This window comes from Methylobacterium litchii (genome assembly GCF_038442315.1).
In the GTDB taxonomy this organism is placed as follows: domain Bacteria; phylum Pseudomonadota; class Alphaproteobacteria; order Rhizobiales; family Beijerinckiaceae; genus Methylobacterium; species Methylobacterium litchii.
The window spans coordinates 31387-52120 of the sequence record NZ_JBBXMY010000006.1; the positions used below are offsets into that span (position 1 = coordinate 31387).

Below are 20734 nucleotides of genomic sequence, written 5' to 3' on the forward strand. Positions count from 1 at the left end.
GGGCGGTGCGGGCGCGCTCATCGGTCGGTTTCCCCGGACTGCCAGGCCCTGCGCTGAAGGCCGAACCACGAGATGCCGATGGCGGCGAGCAGGAACGGCACCATGGCGGTGGCGATGGCCGCGCCCTCGCCGAGCGTCCCCGAGAGGATGCCGCGCTGGTAGGAGAGGGTGGCCATCAGGTGCGTGGCGTTCACCGGCCCGCCGCGCGTCATCGCCCAGATCAACTGGAAGTCGGTGAAGGTGAACAGCACCGAGAAGGTCATCACCACGGCGATGATCGGGGTGAGCAGCGGCAGGGTGATCCGCGAGAAGATCTGCCAGTTCGAGGCGCCGTCGAGGGTCGCGGCCTCGTAGAGCGAGGGCGAGACGGTCTGCAATCCGGCAAGCAGCGTGATCGCGATGAAGGGCACGCCGCGCCAGATGTTGGCGAAGATCACGCAGGCGCGGGCCGTGTTGGGATCGCCGAGGAAGTCGATGTTGCCGTCGATGATCCCGAGATGCCGGAGCGACCACGAGATGATCGAGAACTGGCTGTCGAAGATCCACCAGAAGGCGATGGCCGAGAGCACGGTCGGCACCACGAACGGAATCAGCACGATCGACCGGATGATCGACTTGAACGGCATGTTCTTGTTGAGCAGCAGGGCGAGGTACAGCCCGACGCCGAACTTCACCACCGAGGCGACGGCGGTGTAGAGGCAGGTGTTGAACACCGACAGCCAGAACACGTCGTCGTCCCAGAGCCATTCGTAGTTCTCGAGACCGATGAACACGCCCTCGCGGCCGATCCGCGTGTTGGTGAAGGACAGCCAGATGCCCTTCAAAAGCGGATAGGCCAGGAACAGGCCGAGGATCAGCGCGGTCGGCAGCATGAACCAGAAGCCCGCCCAGCCCCGGCTCGCCCGAAGGCGGGTCCAGGCCGAGCGGGTCGGGACCGCGACCGGGGCGGGCCGTGTCAGGGCGGTGTGCGCCATGGTCTCGCCTCCGGCCCTTGGGCGTCAGGTGTTGCGGAAGATGCGCTGGGCCGCGCGCTCGGCGTTCTTGATAGCGGTCTTCACGTCCTCGCGGCCGGTGCAGTGGCTCGCGAACATGTCGACGACGACGAAATCCGCCAGCACCGCCGCGATGCGCTCGCTCACCGGGGCGAGGCCGCCCGCCGCCAGGGAGCGCCGCCCGGCCTCGGCGAAGACCGCGTTCTTCGGGTCGTTCGTCCAGATCGGGTTCTTGGGGTAGTTCGACAGCGGCTCGCAGAGGTAGCCCTGCGCCGCCTCCAGCCACGGCCCGTAATTGCTGGCCTCCATCATGTAACTGATGAAGGCCTTACAGGCGTTCGGCGCCTTCGAATATTTGAAGGCCAGGATCGGGAAGGCGAGCTGGAACTCGGTAGGCTTGCCGGCGGGGCCAATCGGCCAGACCGCGTGGTCCATGTCCTCGGCGAGCTTCGGGTTGTCCTTCTTGGCGGCGGCGTAGATCGAGATGCCGTTGTTGGTGAGGTAGAGGTCGCCCGCCAGGAACGCCTTGTTGTTCGAGGAATCGTTCCACGACACCGTGCCCGGCACGAAGGTCTCGTACAGGTTCTTGACGTATTCGAGGGCCTTCGCCGTCTCCGGCGAATTGATGACGATCTTCTCGTTGGCGTCCACGAGGTTGGCGCCGTGCGACCACAGCGCCCAATGGCACCATGTGTTGCCGTCGCCCGTCGCGTGGCCCAGGGCGAAGCCGGCGGGGGTGTTGTTCTTCTTCAGGCCCCGGCACAGTTCGAGGAAGCCCGCCGTGTCGGTGGGGAACTTGTCGAAGCCGGCCTTCTTCATCGCCGAGATGCGATAGTTCGGATAGCCGCCGTTGAACGCGACGGGGATGGCGATCCACTTGCCCTTCACCTTGCCGTAGGCTTCCGCCGAGGGGAAGAACGGGCCGTACTTCTTGGCGAGCGACTCCGCGACATCCTCCAGCGGCAGGCACTTGTCGGGGAACAGGGCAGGGAATGAAAACAGCCCCCACACGAGGTCCGGCCCCTGGCCGGTGTTCGCGGCGACCGACGCCTTGGGCTGGATGTCGTCGAAGGATTCGTTGGTGACGGTGACCTTCACCCCCGTCGCCTTGGTGAAGGCCTCCACCAGCTTCATGAAGGCCTCGTCCTCGGCCGGGACGAAGCGCTTCCACCGCAGCAGCGACAGGCTCGCCCCCGGCTCGGGCTTCCATTCCGAGGTCTGCGCCCAGGCTTTGGCGAAGCCGAGCAGGTCGCTTCCGGCGGCGAGGCCGGTCGCGGCGGCGCCGGCGAGGAGGGAACGGCGGTCGAGAGCAGTCATCTTGGGGTCTCCCTCGGGGCTGATCAGCTCGGCAGGCGACGGCCGGTCCCGGCGTCGAAGAAGTGCACGCGGTTCGGGCCGAGCGAGACGATCTCGCCCGGCCGCTCGCTTACGCGCTCACGCAGCACGCAGGTCATGTCCTGCCCGCCGGCCCGCACGGCCAGCATGGTCTCGGAGCCGGTGGGCTCCACCACCACCACCTCGGCGGCAAGACCATCGGGGGCGAGGTCGAAATGCTCCGGCCGGATGCCGAGGATCAGCGGCCGTCCCTCGCTTCCCGAGGGCGCGTCCTTCAGCGGGATCGTCAGCCCGCCCTCGGCGACGAAGGTGAGATGGCCGTTCGACCGGACTTGGCCGGGGATGAAGTTCATGGCCGGCGAGCCGATGAAGCCCGCGACGAACAGGTTGTCGGGCCGGTCGTAGAGGTCGAGCGGCGGCCCGATCTGCTCCACGATCCCGTCGTGCATCACCACGATCCGGTCGGCCATGGTCATGGCCTCGATCTGGTCGTGGGTGACGTAGATCGTCGTCGTCTTCAGCCGCTGATGAAGCTCCTTGATCTCGGTGCGCATGGCGACGCGCAGCTTCGCGTCGAGGTTCGACAGCGGCTCATCGAATAGGAAGACCTGCGGGTCGCGCACGATGGCCCGGCCCATGGCGACGCGCTGGCGCTGCCCGCCGGACAATTGGCGCGGGTAGCGGTCGAGGAGGGGCGCGAGCCCCAGGATCTGCGCGGCCCTGGCGACGCGCTGATCGATCTCCGACGCCGCCGCCTTCCGGATGCGCATCGAGAAGGCCATGTTCTCGCGCACCGTGAGGTGAGGGTAGAGCGCGTAGTTCTGGAACACCATCGCGATGTCCCGCTCCTTCGGCGGCACATCGTTCACGACCCGCTCACCGATTCGGATTTCGCCGCCGGAGATGTTCTCCAGCCCGGCGATCATGCGCAGAAGAGTCGACTTTCCGCAGCCGGACGGGCCGACGAGGATGACGAATTCGCCATCCCGAATGTCCACGGAGACACCGTGCAAGACATTCGTCGAACCGAAAGCCTTGCGAACCTCGCGGATTCCCACCGAGGCCATGCTTCCTCCCGTGCAAGGCCGCTCTGACGGCGGCTCTGTCGGGCCAGTACAAAGGAGGTGCCCGGGGAAAGCAAGCTCTTGTCTGTGTTATTCGCGCGATTTGCCTACGCCCTGTCACCGAGTGCAACGCAGCGAAGGTTATTTCTCGTTTTTGTGCTTTGCGGTGAGTCCGCCGTGGTTCAGACGACGCAGGGAAACCTGAAGTCGTGCTTCCGCCGCCTTGATCTCGTTGAGCGCGCTGTGGGTGTAGTGGATATGCGCCTCGGCGGCCTCGCCTGCCTTCTCGACATCGCCGGCCAGCACGCAGGCGGTGATCTCCCGGTGCTGGGCATAGAGCCGGTCGCGCGTCTCCGGGCGGGCGAACAGCGTCTCGCGATTCTCGATCACGCCCTGGCGCAGCATCCCGGATAGGGCGCGCATCGTGTGCAGCACGACGAGGTTGTGGCTCGCCTCGTAGACCGCGATGTGCAGGGCGACATCGGCCTCGGCCTCCTCCCGGTCGTTCCCCTGCTCGTGCGCGCGGTCGATGCGCTCCATGCATGTCGCGAGGCGGTCCCGGTCCACCGCGCTCGCCCGTGCGGCGGCGAGTCGGGCGGCCATCCGCTCCGTTGTTGCCCGGAACTCCAGGTAATCGTCCACGACCTCCGCGTGGGAGGCGATCAGCGCGATCAGCGGGTCGGTGATCTCGCGGCCGAGCGGCGCCACCGAGCGGCCGGCGGGGGTCGAGACGATGAGCCCGTCCTTCTCCAGCATCTTGATTCCCTGCCGCAGGGTCGGCCGCGAGACGTGGAGCTGCAGGGCGAGGTCGCGCTCGGGAAGCAGCAGATCGCCGGGGCTCAGCGTCCCCTCGGCGATGAGGTCCTTCAGGTGGCGGGCCGTGCTTTCGGCCACGCTCTCGCCCTTGATGGGATCCTGCTCCATGCCCCGCCCCAGCCTTCGGACCTCACGGACATCACCGGATGTATCGCTTTGGGCAAATGCTATTTCCAATTGACGAGCTTGGTCAATTCATTTTACCAAGCCGCCGCCATCGGTCCAGCTAAGGTTAGCCGCATACACGCCACCTGCGGGAATGACGACCGGGGCCGCATCGCCACGATGCAAAAAGGGGAGGACAAGGCGTGACCTGGAACCAAGTCTACGATCCGTTGGCGAACACGTTCGGATCGACGGCGCTCGCGGCCCTGCCGATCATCGTCCTGCTCGGAGGCATCGGCCTCCTGCACATGAAGGCGCATACGGCGGCGCTGCTCGGTCTCGTCACCGCCCTCCTCGTGGCGATCATCGGTTTCGGGATGCCGGCGCAGATGGCCGGCGCCACCGCCGCCTACGGCGCGGCCTTCGGCCTGCTGCCGATCGGCTGGATCATCCTCAACGTCATCTTCCTCTATCGGCTCACCGAGCAGACGGGGCAGTTCGACATCCTCCGCGACTCCATCGCGGGCATCACGCCGGACCGGCGCCTGCAACTCCTCTTCATCGCCTTCTCGTTCGGCGCCTTCTTCGAGGGCGCGGCAGGTTTCGGCACGCCGGTCGCCGTCACCGCCGCGATGCTGATGGGCCTGGGCTTCACGCCGCTCGCCGCCGCCGGCCTCTCGCTCATCGCCAACACCGCGCCGGTCGCCTACGGCGCGCTGGGCGCACCGGTCATCGCCCTCTCGGCCGTCACCGGGCTCGATCTCCTCGAACTCTCGGCCATGATCGGGCGGCAATTACCGTTCTTCTCGGTGATCGTGCCGTTCTGGCTAATCTGGGCCTTCGCCGGCCGCAAGGGCATGTGGGAAGTCTGGCCGGCGCTGCTGGTGGCGGGCGTCTCCTTCGCCGTCCCGCAATATCTCGTGTCGAACTTCCACGGCCCGTGGCTCGTGGACGTCATCGCCGCGATCTGCTCCATGGCGGCGCTGGCGAGCTTCCTGCGGGTGTGGAAGCCCGCCCGGATCTGGACCTCGACGGACACCGCGACCCCCGCCGGCGCGACCGTGGCCACCGCGCCCGTCGCCCCAGCCCGGACGCACAGCGCGGGCGCCGTGTTCCGCGCGTGGCTGCCCTGGCTGATCCTCTCGGTCTTCGTCTTCGCCTGGGGCACGCCGCAGTTCCGTGCGTGGCTCGACTCGCTCTTCATCTACAAGCTGCCGGTGCCGTACCTGCACAACCTCGTCTCCAAGGTGCCGCCGGTCGTCGCCAAGGCGCACAGTGAGGCGGCGGTCTATACTTTCAACATCCTCTCGGCGACGGGCACGGGCATCCTGTTCTCGTCCATCGTCGGCGGGCTGATCCTGGGCTTCAACCCGTTCAAGCTCGTGAAGGAATACGGGCGGACGGCCTACATCGTCCGCTACTCGCTCATTACCATCTCGGCGATGCTCGCGCTGGGCTACGTCACCCGCTACTCGGGCACCGACGCCACCCTCGGCCTCGCCTTCGCCCAGACGGGCTGGATCTACCCGTTCTTCGGGGCGATGCTCGGCTGGCTCGGCGTGGCGCTGACGGGATCGGACACGGCCTCGAACGTCCTGTTCGGCGGCCTGCAGAAGATCACGGCGGAACAGCTTGGCCTCTCGCCGGTCCTCATGGCCGCCTCGAACTCCTCGGGCGGCGTGATGGGCAAGATGATCGACGCGCAGTCCATCGTCGTGGCCTCCACCGCGACCCAATGGTACGGCGGCGAATCGAAGATCCTGCGCTACGTGTTCTTCCATTCGATCGCGCTGGCCTGCCTCGTCGGACTATTGGTGATGCTCCAGGCCTACGTGCCGCCCTTCACCGCCCTGGTCCCGCCCACGGTCGTCACCCCGGCGGTGGTCCACTGAGCCGAATTGGACAGGGGGCGCCCATGGCGTCCCCTGTCCCCGTCGCGGGGATCGCGAGCGCCTGCGGAGTTTGATGATGCGCCTTTCTCAGTGCCACTCGTTCCACGACTTCCGCCGCATGGCGAAGAGCCGCCTGCCGAGGCCGATCTTCGACTACATCGACGGCGCGGCCGACGACGAGGTCACGTACCGGCGCAACACCTCGTCCTTCGACAATTGCAGCCTTGTGCCCAACGTCCTGCGCGGCGTCGGCGACGTGGACATGTCGGTGACGGTGATGGGCCAGAAGCTCGCCATGCCGGTCTATTGCTCGCCGACCGCGCTGCAGCGCCTGTTCCACCACGACGGCGAGCGCGCCGTCGCGGCGGCGGCCGGTAAGTACGGCACGATGTTCGGCGTCTCGTCGCTGGGCACGGTGAGCCTGGAGGAGGCGCGGCGGATCAGCGGCGGGCCGCAGGTCTACCAGTTCTACTTCCACAAGGATCGCGGCCTGAACCGCGAGATGATGGCCCGCGCCAAGCAGGCCGGCATCCAGGTGATGATGCTCACCGTGGACAGCATCACCGGCGGCAACCGCGAGCGCGACAAGCGCACCGGCTTCTCGATTCCCTTCCGCCTGACGCTCGGCGGGATGCTGCAATTCGCGATCCGGCCCGCCTGGGCGATCAACTACGCCACGCACGAGAGCTTCAAGCTTCCGCAACTCGACAACCACGTCGACATGGGCGGCGGCTCGCTCTCGATTAGCCGCTACTTCACCGAAATGCTCGACCCCAGCATGACCTGGGACGACGTTGCCCTCATGGTGCGGGAATGGGGCGGCCAGTTCTGCCTCAAGGGCATCATGTCGGTGGAGGACGCCAAGCGCGCGGTCGACATCGGTTGCACCGGCATCGTGCTCTCGAACCATGGAGGCCGGCAGCTCGACGGCTCCACCACGGGCTTCGACCAGCTCGCCGAGATCGTGGACGCGGTCGGCGACCGGATCGACGTCATCATGGATGGCGGCGTTCAGCGCGGGACGCATGTGCTGAAGGCCCTCTCCCTCGGGGCGAAGGCGGTCGGCCTCGGGCGCTACTACCTGTTCCCCCTGGCCGCCGCCGGACGGCCTGGTGTCGAGAAGGCGCTCAGCCTGATGCACGCAGAGATCGAGCGCGACATGCGCCTGATGGGCTGCTCGTCCATCGCGGAACTGTCGCGGGACAACCTGCGCTTCACGAAGGATTGGGGCGTTCAGACAAGGCCGATGGCGTAGGCGGCGCCTCGCTGCGCGAGGCGAAATGCAGCCGCAAGGTGAGCGTGTCGCCGTCCTCGCTCACCGCCTCGAAGCCGAGGCGGCGATAGAGGGCGAGGGCGGGGGCGCGGCGATCCACCTGAAGGCTCATCGTCCGCGCGCGCTGCCGCGCATGGGCGAGGGCTTCGGCGAGGAGCGATTGTGCGATCCCCCGGCGGGCACGGTCCGGCAGGGTGCTGACGTTGCTCACGAAGGCGTCTCCGCCATCCTCCGGGCAATAGATCGCCACCAGCCCGACGAGGCGATCCGCCTCCCAGGCTTCGAACCGCTCGGCGCGCCGGGCGAGCTTGTCGGAATAGTCCGCGATGCCGACGCGGGTTTCGAGCGGCGGGACGAAGCTCCCGGAGCAGGCGGCGAGATGCCGGGCGATCGCTACCGCGTCCGAGCGGTTGCGGGTGATGCGCGGCGCGGCCCCGCTCACGCGGCCTCGGGCAGGCCGGCGGGGGCGGCCTCGTGGTGGGCGAGGAGATCGCATTCGCCGAGCATCGCGCGCGTGCCCTCGCGCCCGTTGAACATCAGCACGTCGATGATCGACAGCCACGGTACGAATTCCGCGCCGAATTGCGGGTAGGCGAGGGGCCTCGCCTTCAGGAAGCGCAGTTCCATGCCGCGCGCCTCGAATTCCTGCGGATCGTAGAGCGCGGTGCCGCCGATGGGGTTCACGTACGTCGTGGCCCCGAGGCGCTCGCACAGGCCGAGGACGCGATCCTGCTTGCGCAGGTCGGTGCGGCCCTCGATCTCCGAGGCGGTGAGGATGGGCGTGGCGATGCCGAGATGCGCGCAGGTGCGCGTCAGGCCCTCGCGCAGGTGGAGGAACAGGTTCTCCGCGCGGTGGCGCAGCACCGCCTCCACCAGGGGCATCGTCTCGGCGAAGGAGGGAGCCCGGCGGTAGGCACCCGCGATCTGCGCGCAGAGCTTGTCCGGGGCGAAATCGCCCGCGACCTGCCGCTCGGCGATGTCGAGTTCGTCCGCGCCCCTGGCGAGCGGCAGGGTAAAGGTGACGGCCTCGCCGTCCCGCAGGAAGCGATTTCGGTTGATCCAGCCCTTCTTCGTGTATTTCACCGCATCGTAGATCACGAAGCGATCCACGGACGCGATCAATTGGAAGTAGCCGATATACGGGAAAAGATACGGCTGCATGATCGCGACACGCATGGCGGCTCAGGTCCGCAAAGGGTCGGCGATGCGGGCGACGGTCCTGGCGACCACCTCCGGTTCGAGATCGGGGTAGATCGGCAGGCAGAGGATGCGGTCGGCAGCCTGCGCCGCAATGGGCAGCCCGGCGCGGCCGGCGCTCGGCAGGCCGGCATACATCGGATGGTCCGAGATCAGCGGGTGGAAGTAGCGGCGGGTGTGGATGCCCTCCCGCTTCAGGATCTCCCACAGGGCATCGCGGGCGATAGGGTAATCCGGTCCGACGAGGACCGGGAAATACGAGTAGTTGGCCCGCACCTCGCCAACGCCGTCGAGGCAGGCGATTCCGGGAATGCCGGTGAGCCCGGCCCGGTAGGCCGCATCGATGGCTCCGCGCCGGTCGATGACGGAATCGATGTAGCGCAATTGCAGCAGGCCGAGGGCGGCGTTGAACTCGCTCATCTTGCCGTTGAGGCCGACTTCGATGACGCTGGTCTCGCCGTCGTGGCCGAAGTTCTTGAGCTTGTCGATTTGCTCCTTGCGCGCCGCGTCGGGGCAGACGATGGCGCCGCCCTCGAAGGTGTTGAAGACCTTGGTGGCGTGGAAGCTCAGCACGGAGAGGTCGCCGTGCCGCAGCACCGAGCCGCCGGCATCGCGCACCCCGAAGGCATGGGCGGCGTCGTAGACGATCTTCAGCCCATGCCGCTCGGCGACCGCCGCGAGACCGTCGACGTCGCAAGGGTGGCCATAGCAATGGACCGGCAGGATCGCGCGGGTCCGGGGCGTCACCGCCGCCTCGACCGCCTTCGGGTCGAGGTTCAGGGTCACGGGGTCGATGTCGGCGAAGACGGGCGTGAGCCCGGTCCACATGAGCGCGTGGGAGGTCGCGACGAACGAGTAGGGGGTGGTGATGACCTCGCCCGAGGACAGGCCCAGCGCCCGAAGCGCCATGATGAGGGCCGTGGTCGCGTTGTTGAACAGCGCGACATGCGCCACGCCGAGATGTTCGGCCAGCCGCGCCTCGAACTCGTGGTGGTACGGGCCGCCGTTGGTCAGGACCTTGCGGTCCCAGATCTCCCGCAGCATCGGCTCGAATTCGGCGTAGGGCGGGAGAAAAGGCTTCGTGACGTAGATCGGCCCGTCTGCCTGCGGCGTGGGCGGCTCGCGCAGCAGCGCGGGGTCGCGGGCGGCGGCGGCGAGGCGTTCCGCCAGGGCGTCGTCGAGGAGCGGGGAGGGGACGCCGGCCCCCTCCGCCTTGCGCTTGCGGCGGACGCCGCCCTCGGTCGGAGCCTTCAGCCGCGCGCGCATGGCTCACCTGTCGCCCAGCGGGTCCACATGGCCCGGAACGCCTTCCCGACCTCGCCGGCGAGGCGGGCGTGGTCTGTCATGGGGCCGGCGAAGAAGCGCTCGCGCAGGCCCTCGCGGGTGCGGGTCAGGCGCTCCCGGTCGGTGGCGAGGGCGACGGCCGTCGCGACATACGCGTCCTGCGAGGTCGCCACGAGTTCATTGAGGTCCACCGAGCCGAGCACCACGGCGCCGGCCCGTTCGGGGGCGGTGGCGCCGCACAGGGTCACGAAGGGCACGCCCATGCTGAGCGTGTCGCAGCTCGTCGTGCCGCCGTTATAGGGAAACGGATCGAGGGCGATGTCGATCTGGTGGTAGAGTTCGAAATAACCGCTCGTCACGCGCGGTTGCAGGATCACCCGGTCGAGGTCGATCCCGGCGCGGCCCAGCCGCTCGTCCACCTGCTGGCGGACTTCCGGCGTGTTGACGTCGCCCACCACCATGAACAGCCGCGCATCGGGGATCGCGGCGAGGATGCGTCCCCAGGTCTGGAGCGCGGCATCGCTCACCTTCTCGAAGCGGTTCATCACGCCGAACGTGACGAAGCCGTTCTCCGCGCAAGGGGGCCGCTCGCGCACGGGCGGCGTGTCGTCGGCGAGGCGGTAGGTGGCCGACACGCGGGGCAGGCGCCACAGGGCCTCGGTGTGGAGGGCATCGCAGCCCTCGCCGTCCTGCACATCGTCGGTGAGGCGGTAATCGATGGCGGAGAGGCCGGTCGTGGCCGGATGGCCCATCCACGTCACCTGAACCGGGGCGGGCTTGCGGGCGAAGACCTGCAGGCGGTGTCCGGCGCTGTGACCGGAGAGGTCCACGAGGATATCGATGCGGTCGGCCTCGATCCGGTCGGCGGCCGCGTCGTCGGAAATGCTGGAGATGTTGAGCCACTGGTCGAACAGCGGCTTCATCCGCAGCGACAGCCCGTCCTCGGCCGCGCGGGTCATGTAGGCGTACGTCTCGAACGCCTCGCGGTCGAAGCATTCGAGGAAGGGTTCGAGGAAGCGGGCCACCGCGTGAGCGCAGAGATCGCCCGAGACGAAGCCGACCTTCAGACGCCGGTTCGGGTCGCGGTCATGGGTGAAGGGGCGCTTGCGCAGCAACGGGTCCGCGAAGAGCTTGCCGAAGGCCCGCGCGTCGGCGGCGTATTCCGTGGCCGGGATGTCGCCTGCGTAGAGCTTGGTGAAGAGCCGGTTCGAATGGGCATCGATGTCGCGCGGGGCGAGGGCGATGGCCATGTCCATGGCCGCGATGGAATCGTGCAGCCGCCCGAGGCTCTTCAGGATGAGCCCGCGGTTCACATGCGCCCCGGAACAGGTGGCGTCGATCGCCACGGCGCGGTCGGCGTGGTGCATCGCCTCCGCGTAGCAGGAGCGCTTGTGCAGGAACCCCGCGAGGTTCGAATGCGCGATGGCGAGGTTCGGATCGAGTTCGAGGGCCTTCTCTAGGGCGGAGCGGGTGCCGCCCTCGTCCTCCATCAGCATCATCAGGGAACCGAGGCCGGCGAAGTACAGGGCGCGGTCGGGCGTGCGGTAGATGGCGATGCTGATGAGATCGTACGCCATCTGCAACCGGTTCGTCCGGGCGGCGACGGCGCCGGCCAGGAAGGTCGCGTCCGGGTGCGTGTCGTCGAGGGCGATGGCGAGGTCGAGATAGGCTTCGGCCCGCTCGAAGTCCTGCTGATCGTAGCAGCCCCGGCCGAGGGCGACGGCCCGGTCGACCAGTACGGCCACGGCCTTCGGCGACACGGAGGCGAGGCCCGCCGCGCGGAACCGCTCGGCGATGGCCCTGGCCTCCGGCAGCCGCTGTGTTTCGAGAAGGGCGCCGATCAGGGCGAGCCAGCAGGCGGTGTTGGTCTGCGCGCCCTTCAGGGCGGCGGCGAAATGCGGGATCGCGGCGGCGGCACCCTCGGTGCGGCTGACGAGCAGGCCCAGTTCGTAGCGGGCATTCGCATGGTCGGGGGCCATGTCGAGGACACGGCCGATGTTACGCCGCGCCTTGTCGAGACGGCCGGCCTCGCGATGCGCCACGGCCTTGGACAGGAAGCGCTCGGCGGCTCCCGGCGCCCGGTCCTGACCGGCCAATCCGCCGCGATGTTCGAGCATGCCACGCCCCTCCCCACCGATGGGAGCGTGACCGTGGCCTTCCTAAAACACCGTTAAGATTTAATAGGCTTCGAGGCCCTACTGCATACGCAGCGGGATCGATTCCACCGTGACTTCATTCACGCCCCGGAGCGTGAGGCTGTCACGCAGCGGTGCGGTCAGGCTGGTGCCGGCGGTGAAGGCCGCGAGCACGCCGTGCGTCTCGGCGCGGGAGCCCTGCCCGAGCAGTTGCACCACCCGCCGCGCGATGGCCGGGGCGGGGTCGATCCACGTCACCGGCCAGGGGGCGAGGGCGCGCAGGCGCGGCAGCAGCAGCGGATAATGGGTGCAGGAGAGGCAGACGACATCCGTCCGCCGCCCGTCCTCGGCGCTCACGAAGCAGGCGGCGATTTCGGCGAGCAGCGTCGCGTCATCGACGGGCGTGCCCGCCATCTCGGCCTCGGCAAAGGTCGCGAGGTTGCGCGAGCCCACGAGAGTCACGGCGCAGGCGGACGCGTAGGTCGCGATGAGATCGCGGGTGTAGGAGCGCGCCACCGTGCCGGGCGTCGCCAGCAGGGTGATGAGGCCGCTGCGGGTCGTCGCCGCCGCCGGCTTGATCGGCGGCACCACGCCGACGAAGGGCGTCGTGAAGCGCTGCCGCAGGGCCGGCAGGACCAGCGTCGAGGCGGTGTTGCACGCGATGACCACGAGGTCCGGCCGATGCGCCGCGATGAGCTGGCCCATCACGTCGAGGACTCGCGCGACGAGATCGGCTTCCGACAGGCGTCCGTAGGGGAAGGCCGCGTCGTCGGCGGCGTAGACGTAGCGCGCATCGGGGCGTGCCCGCCGCACGGCCTCGAGCACCGTGAGCCCGCCGAGCCCGGAATCGAACGCGAGGATCGTCGGCTCCGGCGCCACGCCGACCGGGGCGAGGGACAATCCGGCACCGGCCATCAGGTCGATCCGCATCGCAAGGCTCACTGCTCCCCTCTGAACGAATACCGACCATCCGGTTCGGTGGTTAAGGCCGTCTCAAAACGGCGAGAGAAAGGCCCGCCATCCCGTCAATCCACCGGTCGCCATCGTCACGCTGAACACAATCGCCGCGCTACGGTTGCACCGTCAGATTGCGGGACTATGTGCCCCGGCACGCCTCCGGGCGGGAAAACTCTCCTTCGGAACGACGCCGAGAGGGAAGGATCTGCATGGCTGCCACCGCCGCACTGCCCAGGGACGACAGGCAAGGCGCCCCCCGCCCGGCCTTCCCGCCGCCGACTGTCGGCGCCCGGCCCATCGACCGGCAAGCCTGGATCGACGCCTACCGGGCGGTGCGCGCGGAGACGGAGCGGCGGGCCGCACCGCTCTCTCCGGAAGACCAGCAGATCCAGTCCATGGAAGATGCCAGCCCGACCAAGTGGCATCGGGCGCATGTGACGTGGTTCTTCGAGCAGTTCCTGCTCGCCGAGCACCTGCCGGGCTACGCGATCCACGATCCGCGCCTGCATTACCTCTTCAATTCGTATTACGTGGCCGCCGGCCCGCGCCAGCCGCGCACCCAGCGCGGGCTCATCACCCGGCCGACCTGTGACGAGGTGGCGGGCTATCGGGCGCATGTGGACCGCGCCGTCGAGGCCCTGCTCGGCCAAGCGTCGGAGAAGGCCCTCGCCGACATCCTGCCGATCCTAGAGATCGGCCTGTTCCACGAGCAGCAGCATCAGGAACTGCTCTGGACCGACATCCTCCACGCCTTCGCGCAGAACCCCCTCGATCCGGTCTACGATCCGTCCTGGCGCTTCCCCGACGCTGCGTCGGAGGCCGGCGCCGTGACGCTGGAGCACGGCATCACCGCCATCGGCCACGAGGGCGAAGGCTTCTCCTACGACAACGAATCGCCCCGGCACGAGAGCCTGATCCTCCCCGTGCGGATCGACAGGGCCTTGGTGAACAACCGCGACTGGCTCGCCTTCATGGAAGACGGCGGCTATGCCCGCCAGGACCTCTGGCTGTCGGACGGGTGGTACGCCGGCCAAGCCCAAGGCTGGGAGGCCCCCGGCTACTGGCGGCGGCACGAGGGGGGCTGGGTCCAAGCGAGCCTCGCCGGACCGAAGGCCGTCGATCCCGACGCCCCCGTCGCCCATGTGAGCTATTACGAAGCGGACGCCTATGCCCGCTGGGCGGGCAAGGTCCTGCCGACCGAGTTCGAATGGGAAGTGGCCGCCCGCAACGGCGATCTGCCGGACGCCTACGGTCTCCTCTGGCAATGGACCCGCAGCGCCTATCTTGCCTATCCCGGCTACCGGCCGCTGCCGGGTGCGCTCGGCGAGTACAACGGCAAATTCATGTCGAACCAGTTCGTGCTGCGCGGCTCGTCGGTGGCGACGCCGGAGGGGCACGCGCGGCCCACCTATCGCAACTTCTTCTACCCCCACCAGCGTTGGCAGTTCACCGGCCTGCGTCTGGCCGAACCGCTGTCCTGAACGGCGCGCCGCCCCTCGCGGCGGCGCCCCGCCCTCCCGTTCGTGCCCCGGAGTTCGCCGTGACCGTCCATCCGACCTTCCCCGAGTCCGTCGCGGCCGACTCCGTCTTCCTGGCCGATGTCCGCGCCGGCCTGTCGACGCCGCAGAAGACGCTCTCGCCCAAGTACTTCTACGACGCCGCCGGCTCGGAGCTGTTCGAACAAATCACCGCCCTGCCGGAATATTACCCGACCCGCACCGAGGTCGGCATCCTCGACGCCCGCGGCGACGAGATCGCCGCCTACCTGCCGAAGCAGGCCGCGCTCGTCGAGTTCGGCAGCGGCTCGACCGCGAAGCTCCGGCGACTCTTGAACCACCTGCCCGACCTCGCGGCCTACGTGCCGGTGGACGTTTCCGGCGAGTTCCTGGCGGAGCAGGCGACGACGCTGCAAAAGGATTTTCCCGATCTGACGGTCGAACCCGTCGTGGCCGACTTCACCAAGCCGTTCGCCCTGCCGGAGACGACCGGCATGGCGCCCCGCGCCGGCTTCTTCCCCGGCTCGACGGTCGGCAATTTCGAGCCGGAGGAGGCCCGCGCCCTGCTCGACAGCTTCGGCGCGATCCTGGGGCCCGACGCGCTCTTGATCCTCGGCGTCGACCTCGTGAAGGACACGGCCCGCCTGGAAGCCGCCTATGACGACGCCGCCGGCGTGACCGCCGCGTTCAACATGAACCTGTTGAAGCGGATCAACCACGAACTCGGCGGCGATTTCGACCTCGACGCCTTCCGCCACAAGGCCGTGTTCAACCCGAACGCCTCGCGGATCGAGATGCATCTCGAATCCTGCAAGGACCAGAACGTGCGGATCGGCGGCGAGACCTTCGCCTTCCGCGCGGGCGAGACGATCCACACCGAGAACAGCTATAAGTACACGCTCGACAGCTTCAAGGATCTGGCCGCCCGGGCCGGCTGGCAATCGGTGACGGTCTGGACCGATCCCGAGGCTTTATTCAGCGTCCACGTCCTGCGGCGGGACTGAGGCTCAGGCCGGAAGCCGCTTGAGGATGTCGCGGGCGGCGCGCTCGCCATCGAGGGTCGCGCCGCCGACCGTCATGGCGCCTCCGCCCGCCAAGGCTTCGCCCGCGAAGTAGACGCGCTCGGCAACGGGCGCCCGCAAGGCATCGCGGGCGCCGGCATGGTCGGGCGCCGCGATGGAGTAGGAGCCGCGCGCGTAGGGGTCGGTCCACCACCCCGCGAGCCGGCCGCCCGTCACCGCGCCCGATGCATTGCTCCCGAGGATCGCCGCGAGCCGTTCAGTGGCCAGCGCCACGGCAACCGTCTCGCCCGCGCGGCAGAGGTCGCGCGACAGGTCGCCCCCGAGATTGGCCACGGCCACGGGCCGCCCGAACGGCCCCATCTCGAAGTAGATCGTCGGTCCGTCGCGGGCGACGCTCACCGCATCGCCGACGGCCTTCGGATCGATCCGCTTGGGATCGAGGCGCAGGGCGACCTTTGAGTAAGCGCCCATCGAGAGCCCATTTAGCGCTGCTTGCGTCGGCGGGGGCAGGGTGGGGGTGAAGGTAATCCCGCCGTCCTTTAGGACGCCGACAGGAACCGTAATGATGGCAGCCGACGCGTCGAGGGTGCCCGATGCCGTCCGCAGCCGCACGCCCGCCCCCGACCAATCGATGCCGAGAACCGGGCAGTTCAGCCGCACCGGCAGATGGGCGAAATGCATCGCGACGAGATCGCCGTAGCCATCGACCCACAGATCGGTCCCCGACCACAAACGGTCGTAATCGGCAGCCGAAACGCGCCCGGGATCCTCCCCGAGGGACAGGCGGCTCAAACCGGAGGTCGCCGCCTCGGCGTCGGGGCCGGCGAGCTTCGCTTCGTCGGCGAGGGACATGTCCGCGCCCTTGGGGACGAGGATGGCATCGAGCCCCGCGAAGCCGGCGCGGCGGCGGGCGCGCTCGGCCTCGGTCGCCGGTCGTCCGTCGATGAAGAGGGTGCGCGCCCAGCCGTCCTGATCGTTGAACCGTGCGCCTTCCTGCCGGGCGATGGCCGCCCAGGGGTTCCGTTCGGCCCAGTGGATGTATTGCGCGCCCGCGTCGAACCGGGCCTCCGCGCCCAGCGAACGGTCGGTATGGGCGCGCCCCCCGATCCGGTCGCGGGCTTCGAGGAGGATGAAGGCGCGTCCCGCCCGCCACAGCGCCTCGGCGGCCGCGAGGCCCGCTGCGCCCGCGCCGACGATGGCGACAGGGCCGGAAGCCGCCCGCACGGTCGCGGGCAGGGCGGCGAGCAATCCGAGGGTGGCGCGTCGCGTGATCATGGTGTCGGCTCCGGCCTCGGGCGGCGCTGGCCGAACCGCGTCAGGTACGCCGCTTCTCCATCATCGCCTTGACCTGCATCAGCTGGTCCCAAACCTGGCCCGGCGAGGTTCCCATGAACTCGAACCCGGCCGTGACGCTCCAGTAGAGACCGAAGCAGATCAGCGGCACCAGCACCCAGGCCAGCATCTCTTCGCCCCGGCGCCGACGACGGCGGCGCTGGCGGCGTAATTCCCGGCCGGAAGGCTTTTGCTTCTGGGCAGGAGCAGTATGCGGCACCGTCGAGAGGGGGCCTTCCCGCAGGTCATCAGTCATCGGGCGCCTCCTCCCCGCGGCGCATGCGCGTCGCGGGGGTCATAGACCGGGTGATCGCCGACCGGAAGCCCGTGCCCCGGTCGGCCGATCATCACGCCCGGACGAGCGGCACTTTGGGCACGGTCTTCACGCCGCCACCCGAACCGCCGCCACCGCCCTTGTTGTCCTTGGGCGACTTCTTGCGCGTCACCGACCGAGGCTTGGCGCGCTTGCGCTTGGCCGCGTTGGCGACGTCCTTCTCGGGCTTCGGCATGGCCGGACCCGCCGGGAACTCGAAGGTCAGCGAGTCCTTCTCGCCGGCCTTGGCCTCCTCGTCCTCCGGCTTGCGGACGACGACCTTCACGGCGCCGCCGTCCTTAAGCCGGCCGAACAGCACCTCGTCGGCAAGCGGCGTCTTGATCGTGGACTGGATCAGGCGCGCCATGGGCCGGGCGCCCATCGCGTCGTCGTAGCCATGCTCCACGAGCCAGTCGCGAGCCTCGTCCGACAGCTCGATGGTGACGTTGCGGTCGGCAAGCTGGGCTTCGAGCTGAAGCACGAACTTGTCCACCACCTTGGCCACGACCTCCTTCGGCAGGTGGCCGAACGAGATGATCGCATCGAGACGGTTGCGGAATTCCGGCGCGAACAGGCGGTTGATCGCCTCCACGTCGTCACCCGTGCGCTTGCTCTGCGTGAACCCGTAGGCCGACTTCGCCAGATCCGAGGCGCCCGCGTTCGACGTCATGATGATGATGACGTTGCGGAAATCGACCTGCTTGCCGTTGTGATCGGTCAGCTTGCCGTGGTCCATCACCTGCAACAGGATGTTGAACAGGTCCGGGTGGGCCTTCTCGATCTCATCGAGCAGCAGCACGCAATGCGGGTGCTGGTCGATGCCATCGGTGAGCAGACCGCCCTGGTCGAAGCCCACATAGCCAGGAGGCGCACCGATCAGCCGCGAGACGGTGTGCCGCTCCATGTACTCCGACATGTCGAAGCGCAGCATCTCGACACCGAGAGACGCCGCCAATTGCTTGGCCGCCTCGGTCTTGCCGACGCCGGTCGGACCCGCGAACAGGTACGAGCCGATGGGCTTGTCCGGATCGCGCAGGCCGGCGCGGGCCAGCTTGATCGCCGACGTCAGCGCGTCGATAGCGCCGGTCTGGCCGTAGACGACCCGCTTCAGGCTCTCGGTCAGGTTCTGGAGAACCACCGCGTCGTCCTTGGAGACGGTCTTCGGCGGGATGCGGGCCATCGTGGCGATGGTCGCCTCGATCTCCTTGACGCCGATGGTCCGCTTACGGCGGGCCTCCGGCACCAGCATCTGCGAAGCGCCGGTCTCGTCGATCACGTCGATCGCCTTGTCCGGCAGCTTGCGGTCGTTGATGTAGCGGGCCGACAGTTCCACCGCCGCCTTTACGGCGTCGCTCGTGTACTTGAGCTTGTGGAACTCCTCGAAATACGGGCGCAGTCCCTTCACGATCTCGATCGCGTCCGGGATCGACGGCTCGTTGACGTCGATCTTCTGGAAGCGGCGCACCAGGGCGCGGTCCTTCTCGAAGTACTGGCGGTACTCCTTGTAGGTGGTCGAGCCGATGCAGCGCAGCGTCCCCGAGGCCAGGGCCGGCTTCAGGAGGTTCGAGGCATCCATCGCGCCGCCGGAGGTCGCACCGGCGCCGATCACCGTGTGGATCTCGTCGATGAACATGATGGCGTTCGGGTGGGCCTCGATCTCCTTCATCACCTGCTTGAGGCGTTCTTCGAAATCGCCCCGGTAGCGGGTGCCGGCGAGCAGCGTGCCCATGTCGAGGGAGAACACCGTCGCCTCCGCCAGAACCTCCGGCACCTCGTGCTGGATGATCTTGCGGGCGAGGCCTTCCGCGATGGCGGTCTTGCCGACGCCGGGGTCGCCCACCAGCAGCGGGTTGTTCTTCTGGCGGCGGCAGAGGACCTGGATCGTCCGCTCCACCTCGGCGTGGCGGCCGATCAGCGGGTCGATCTTGCCGTCGCGCGCCTTCTTGTTGAGGTTGACGCAGTAGGCGTCCAGCGCGTCGCCCTTCTTCTTCGTGCCGCGCGGCTCGCCCTCGTCGCTCGGACGCTCGGCCGGACCTTCGTCCTCGGCCCCACGCACGGGCTTCGAGTCGCTGGCGCCCGGGCGCTTGGCGATGCCGTGGCTGATGTAGTTGACCGCGTCGTAACGGGTCATGTCCTGCTCCTGCAGGAAGTAGGCGGCGTGGCTCTCGCGCTCGGCGAAGATCGCCACGAGCACGTTCGCGCCGGTCACTTCCTCGCGGCCGGAGGATTGGACATGGATCACCGCCCGCTGGATCACCCGCTGGAAGCCAGCCGTGGGCTTGGCATCCTGGCGTCCGTCGCCGGTCAGGTTCGAGAGTTCGGTGTCGACATATTCGACGAGGCTGCGGCGCAGCGTGTCGATCTCGACGTTGCAGGCCCGCATCACGGCGGCTGCGTCCTGGTCGTCCACCAGGGCGAGAAGCAGATGTTCGAGCGTCGCGTATTCGTGGCGGCGTTCGCCGGCCAGGGCGAGCGCCCGGTGAAGGGCTTGTTCTAGGCTGCGTGAGAAGCTTGGCAAAGCGGGCCTCTGTCCTTCGTGCCTACCGCGAGCGGCGCCTATTTCTTTTCCATAACGCACTGGAGAGGATGTTGGTGCTTGCGGGCAAAGTCCATGACCTGCGTCACCTTGGTCTCCGCGACCTCGTAGGTGAACACCCCGCACTCACCGACGCCGTTCTGGTGAACATGCATCATGATCCGGTACGCGTCCTCGTGGTTCTTGTTGAAGAACCGCTCCACAACGAGCACCACGAACTCCATCGGGGTGTAGTCGTCGTTGAGCAGGAGGACGCGGTAAAGGCTTGGCCGCTTCGTGCGCGGCTTGGTGCGGGTGATGATGGCGGTGTTCGAGCGGTCATCGCCCCCCGGCTCCCGTGAACCCGTGGCAGTGATCGCGAACGCCGTCCGCACTTGCTCCGTTCCCATCATCGGGACCCGTATCATATCCGTCGAACCGATCCCTTGCGGCAGGCCAGACCGTCCCCCGAAGCTCTCCGGCGATCGGTGGAATCGGCGATGTCCGACCGAACCTTCGTCGCGTGATGTCCAATCTACAGACCGTGAGCCGACTTCGCCAGACGCCTGCGCGCTCGTGTCCGCAGATAGGGTCGTCCGTACCGGTGCGCAGGCCCTCGGGGTGCGGCGAAACACGTCCGCTGACGGCGACGGTGTCACGGGAGGCGCCGTGGCCCCGCCGGGCGCAGGAGATGGCCGAACAGCGCGGTGAACTGGTCGCTCAGCACCACCGACCGGGCCAGCGCCCGTCCGGTCATGCGCTGGACCAGGTCTCCCTGCAGCGTCAGCGCCTCGCCGGGGTTGCGGCAGGCGGCCAGGCGCCCGGCCGTCGCCACGACGTCGTCGTAGCTCTGCTTGCCGAGATCGAGCCATTCCAGGCCGATGGTCTGCGCCGTGCGGACCGCCGCCCCGGTGCCCCGCAGGGCCGTGGCGCCCAGCGAGGGGGCGGCGAAGGGCTGCTGCATCGTGCGCCTCCTTCCGGCGAGCCGGCCTCGGCGGCGTTCCTG

At 68.3% G+C, this 20734-nt stretch carries 18 protein-coding genes; 4 read left to right on the forward strand and 14 right to left on the reverse strand.

Going from position 1 to position 20734, the window contains the following annotated elements; genetic code table 11:
- Positions 1–17 precede the first annotated feature (17 nt).
- From AAHF99_RS12865 to AAHF99_RS12880, 4 genes are all read right to left on the reverse strand, one after another.
- Entirely contained in the window at positions 18–974 is a 957-nt protein-coding gene (locus tag AAHF99_RS12865; RefSeq protein ID WP_243953912.1) for a carbohydrate ABC transporter permease, read from the reverse strand.
- A 24-nt stretch (positions 975–998) separates the two neighbouring features.
- A complete protein-coding gene (locus AAHF99_RS12870; protein ID WP_342164751.1) occupies positions 999–2309 on the reverse strand; it encodes an ABC transporter substrate-binding protein in 1311 nt (436 codons plus the stop codon).
- 23 nt (positions 2310–2332) lie between these two features.
- A complete protein-coding gene (locus tag AAHF99_RS12875; RefSeq protein WP_342164752.1) occupies positions 2333–3394 on the reverse strand; it encodes an ABC transporter ATP-binding protein in 1062 nt (353 codons plus the stop codon).
- Between the two features lie 138 nt (positions 3395–3532).
- Entirely contained in the window at positions 3533–4315 is a 783-nt protein-coding gene (locus tag AAHF99_RS12880) for an FCD domain-containing protein (RefSeq protein WP_243953918.1), read from the reverse strand.
- Positions 4316–4515: 200 nt separating this feature from the next.
- Here AAHF99_RS12880 and AAHF99_RS12885 point away from each other — a divergent pair, with 200 nt between their 5' ends.
- Positions 4516–6204: an L-lactate permease gene (locus AAHF99_RS12885; protein WP_342164754.1), complete on the forward strand. Its 1689-nt coding sequence runs from the start codon at positions 4516–4518 to the stop codon at positions 6202–6204.
- A 76-nt stretch (positions 6205–6280) separates the two neighbouring features.
- On the forward strand, positions 6281–7459 hold the full coding sequence (locus AAHF99_RS12890) for an alpha-hydroxy acid oxidase (RefSeq protein WP_342164756.1): 1179 nt from the start codon (positions 6281–6283) through the stop codon (positions 7457–7459).
- Here AAHF99_RS12890 and AAHF99_RS12895 read toward each other — a convergent pair.
- The 5 genes from AAHF99_RS12895 to murI all read right to left on the reverse strand — a co-directional run bounded on the left by AAHF99_RS12895 (position 7419) and on the right by murI (position 13023).
- On the reverse strand, positions 7419–7919 hold the full coding sequence (locus tag AAHF99_RS12895; protein WP_342164757.1) for a GNAT family N-acetyltransferase: 501 nt from the start codon (positions 7917–7919) through the stop codon (positions 7419–7421). The two genes, AAHF99_RS12890 and AAHF99_RS12895, sit on opposite strands and share 41 nt — an antisense overlap.
- Positions 7916–8653, reverse strand: a complete 738-nt coding sequence (locus AAHF99_RS12900) for a WbqC family protein (RefSeq protein ID WP_342164758.1) — start codon at positions 8651–8653, stop codon at positions 7916–7918. The genes AAHF99_RS12895 and AAHF99_RS12900 overlap by 4 nt, the downstream gene beginning before the upstream one ends.
- A 6-nt stretch (positions 8654–8659) precedes the next feature.
- Complete coding sequence (locus tag AAHF99_RS12905) at positions 8660–9940, reverse strand: DegT/DnrJ/EryC1/StrS family aminotransferase (protein ID WP_342164759.1); 1281 nt, start codon at positions 9938–9940, stop codon at positions 8660–8662.
- Positions 9925–12075 carry an O-linked N-acetylglucosamine transferase, SPINDLY family protein gene (locus AAHF99_RS12910; protein WP_342164760.1) on the reverse strand — a complete coding sequence of 717 codons (2151 nt, stop codon included), beginning with the start codon at positions 12073–12075 and terminating at the stop codon, positions 9925–9927. The genes AAHF99_RS12905 and AAHF99_RS12910 overlap by 16 nt, the downstream gene beginning before the upstream one ends.
- A 78-nt stretch (positions 12076–12153) precedes the next feature.
- Positions 12154–13023, reverse strand: a complete 870-nt coding sequence (murI, locus tag AAHF99_RS12915; protein ID WP_342164761.1) for a glutamate racemase — start codon at positions 13021–13023, stop codon at positions 12154–12156.
- 236 nt (positions 13024–13259) lie between these two features.
- Here murI and egtB point away from each other — a divergent pair, with 236 nt between their 5' ends.
- Together egtB and egtD are read left to right on the forward strand one after the other, a co-directional pair.
- Complete coding sequence (gene egtB, locus AAHF99_RS12920) at positions 13260–14531, forward strand: ergothioneine biosynthesis protein EgtB (RefSeq protein WP_342164762.1); 1272 nt, start codon at positions 13260–13262, stop codon at positions 14529–14531.
- Positions 14532–14590: 59 nt separating this feature from the next.
- Positions 14591–15550, forward strand: a complete 960-nt coding sequence (egtD, locus tag AAHF99_RS12925; protein WP_342164763.1) for an L-histidine N(alpha)-methyltransferase — start codon at positions 14591–14593, stop codon at positions 15548–15550.
- Positions 15551–15553: 3 nt separating this feature from the next.
- Here the strand turns inward: egtD and AAHF99_RS12930 are convergent, their stop codons facing one another.
- The 5 genes from AAHF99_RS12930 to AAHF99_RS12950 form a co-directional block, all read right to left on the reverse strand.
- The gene (locus AAHF99_RS12930) at positions 15554–16843 is read right to left on the reverse strand and encodes a flavin monoamine oxidase family protein (RefSeq protein ID WP_342164764.1); all 1290 of its coding nucleotides are present in this window, start codon (positions 16841–16843) and stop codon (positions 15554–15556) included.
- A gap of 40 nt (positions 16844–16883) precedes the next feature.
- Positions 16884–17156, reverse strand: coding sequence for a hypothetical protein (locus tag AAHF99_RS12935; protein ID WP_243953934.1), 273 nt, complete (start codon positions 17154–17156; stop codon positions 16884–16886).
- 91 nt (positions 17157–17247) lie between these two features.
- Positions 17248–19731, reverse strand: a complete 2484-nt coding sequence (gene clpA, locus AAHF99_RS12940) for an ATP-dependent Clp protease ATP-binding subunit ClpA (RefSeq protein ID WP_243953935.1) — start codon at positions 19729–19731, stop codon at positions 17248–17250.
- A gap of 38 nt (positions 19732–19769) precedes the next feature.
- A complete protein-coding gene (clpS, locus tag AAHF99_RS12945; RefSeq protein WP_412759879.1) occupies positions 19770–20156 on the reverse strand; it encodes an ATP-dependent Clp protease adapter ClpS in 387 nt (128 codons plus the stop codon).
- Positions 20157–20383: 227 nt separating this feature from the next.
- On the reverse strand, positions 20384–20692 hold the full coding sequence (locus AAHF99_RS12950) for a phasin family protein (RefSeq protein WP_342164766.1): 309 nt from the start codon (positions 20690–20692) through the stop codon (positions 20384–20386).
- Between the last annotated feature and the right edge of the window lie 42 nt (positions 20693–20734).

Excerpts from the sequence above, each read along its gene's own strand:
- AAHF99_RS12865 (WP_243953912.1), bottom strand. The coding sequence starts at position 974 with ATGGCGCACACCGCCCTGACACGGCCCGCCCCGGTCGCGGTCCCGACC.
- AAHF99_RS12870 (WP_342164751.1), bottom strand. The coding sequence starts at position 2,309 with ATGACTGCTCTCGACCGCCGTTCCCTCCTCGCCGGCGCCGCCGCGACC.
- AAHF99_RS12875 (WP_342164752.1), bottom strand. The coding sequence starts at position 3,394 with ATGGCCTCGGTGGGAATCCGCGAGGTTCGCAAGGCTTTCGGTTCGACG.
- AAHF99_RS12880 (WP_243953918.1), bottom strand. The coding sequence starts at position 4,315 with ATGGAGCAGGATCCCATCAAGGGCGAGAGCGTGGCCGAAAGCACGGCC.
- AAHF99_RS12890 (WP_342164756.1), top strand. The coding sequence starts at position 6,281 with ATGCGCCTTTCTCAGTGCCACTCGTTCCACGACTTCCGCCGCATGGCG.
- AAHF99_RS12900 (WP_342164758.1), bottom strand. The coding sequence starts at position 8,653 with ATGCGTGTCGCGATCATGCAGCCGTATCTTTTCCCGTATATCGGCTAC.
- AAHF99_RS12905 (WP_342164759.1), bottom strand. The coding sequence starts at position 9,940 with ATGCGCGCGCGGCTGAAGGCTCCGACCGAGGGCGGCGTCCGCCGCAAG.
- AAHF99_RS12910 (WP_342164760.1), bottom strand. The coding sequence starts at position 12,075 with ATGCTCGAACATCGCGGCGGATTGGCCGGTCAGGACCGGGCGCCGGGA.
- murI (WP_342164761.1), bottom strand. The coding sequence starts at position 13,023 with ATGCGGATCGACCTGATGGCCGGTGCCGGATTGTCCCTCGCCCCGGTC.
- egtB (WP_342164762.1), top strand. The coding sequence starts at position 13,260 with ATGGCTGCCACCGCCGCACTGCCCAGGGACGACAGGCAAGGCGCCCCC.
- AAHF99_RS12930 (WP_342164764.1), bottom strand. The coding sequence starts at position 16,843 with ATGATCACGCGACGCGCCACCCTCGGATTGCTCGCCGCCCTGCCCGCG.
- AAHF99_RS12935 (WP_243953934.1), bottom strand. The coding sequence starts at position 17,156 with ATGACTGATGACCTGCGGGAAGGCCCCCTCTCGACGGTGCCGCATACT.
- clpS (WP_412759879.1), bottom strand. The coding sequence starts at position 20,156 with ATGATACGGGTCCCGATGATGGGAACGGAGCAAGTGCGGACGGCGTTC.
- AAHF99_RS12950 (WP_342164766.1), bottom strand. The coding sequence starts at position 20,692 with ATGCAGCAGCCCTTCGCCGCCCCCTCGCTGGGCGCCACGGCCCTGCGG.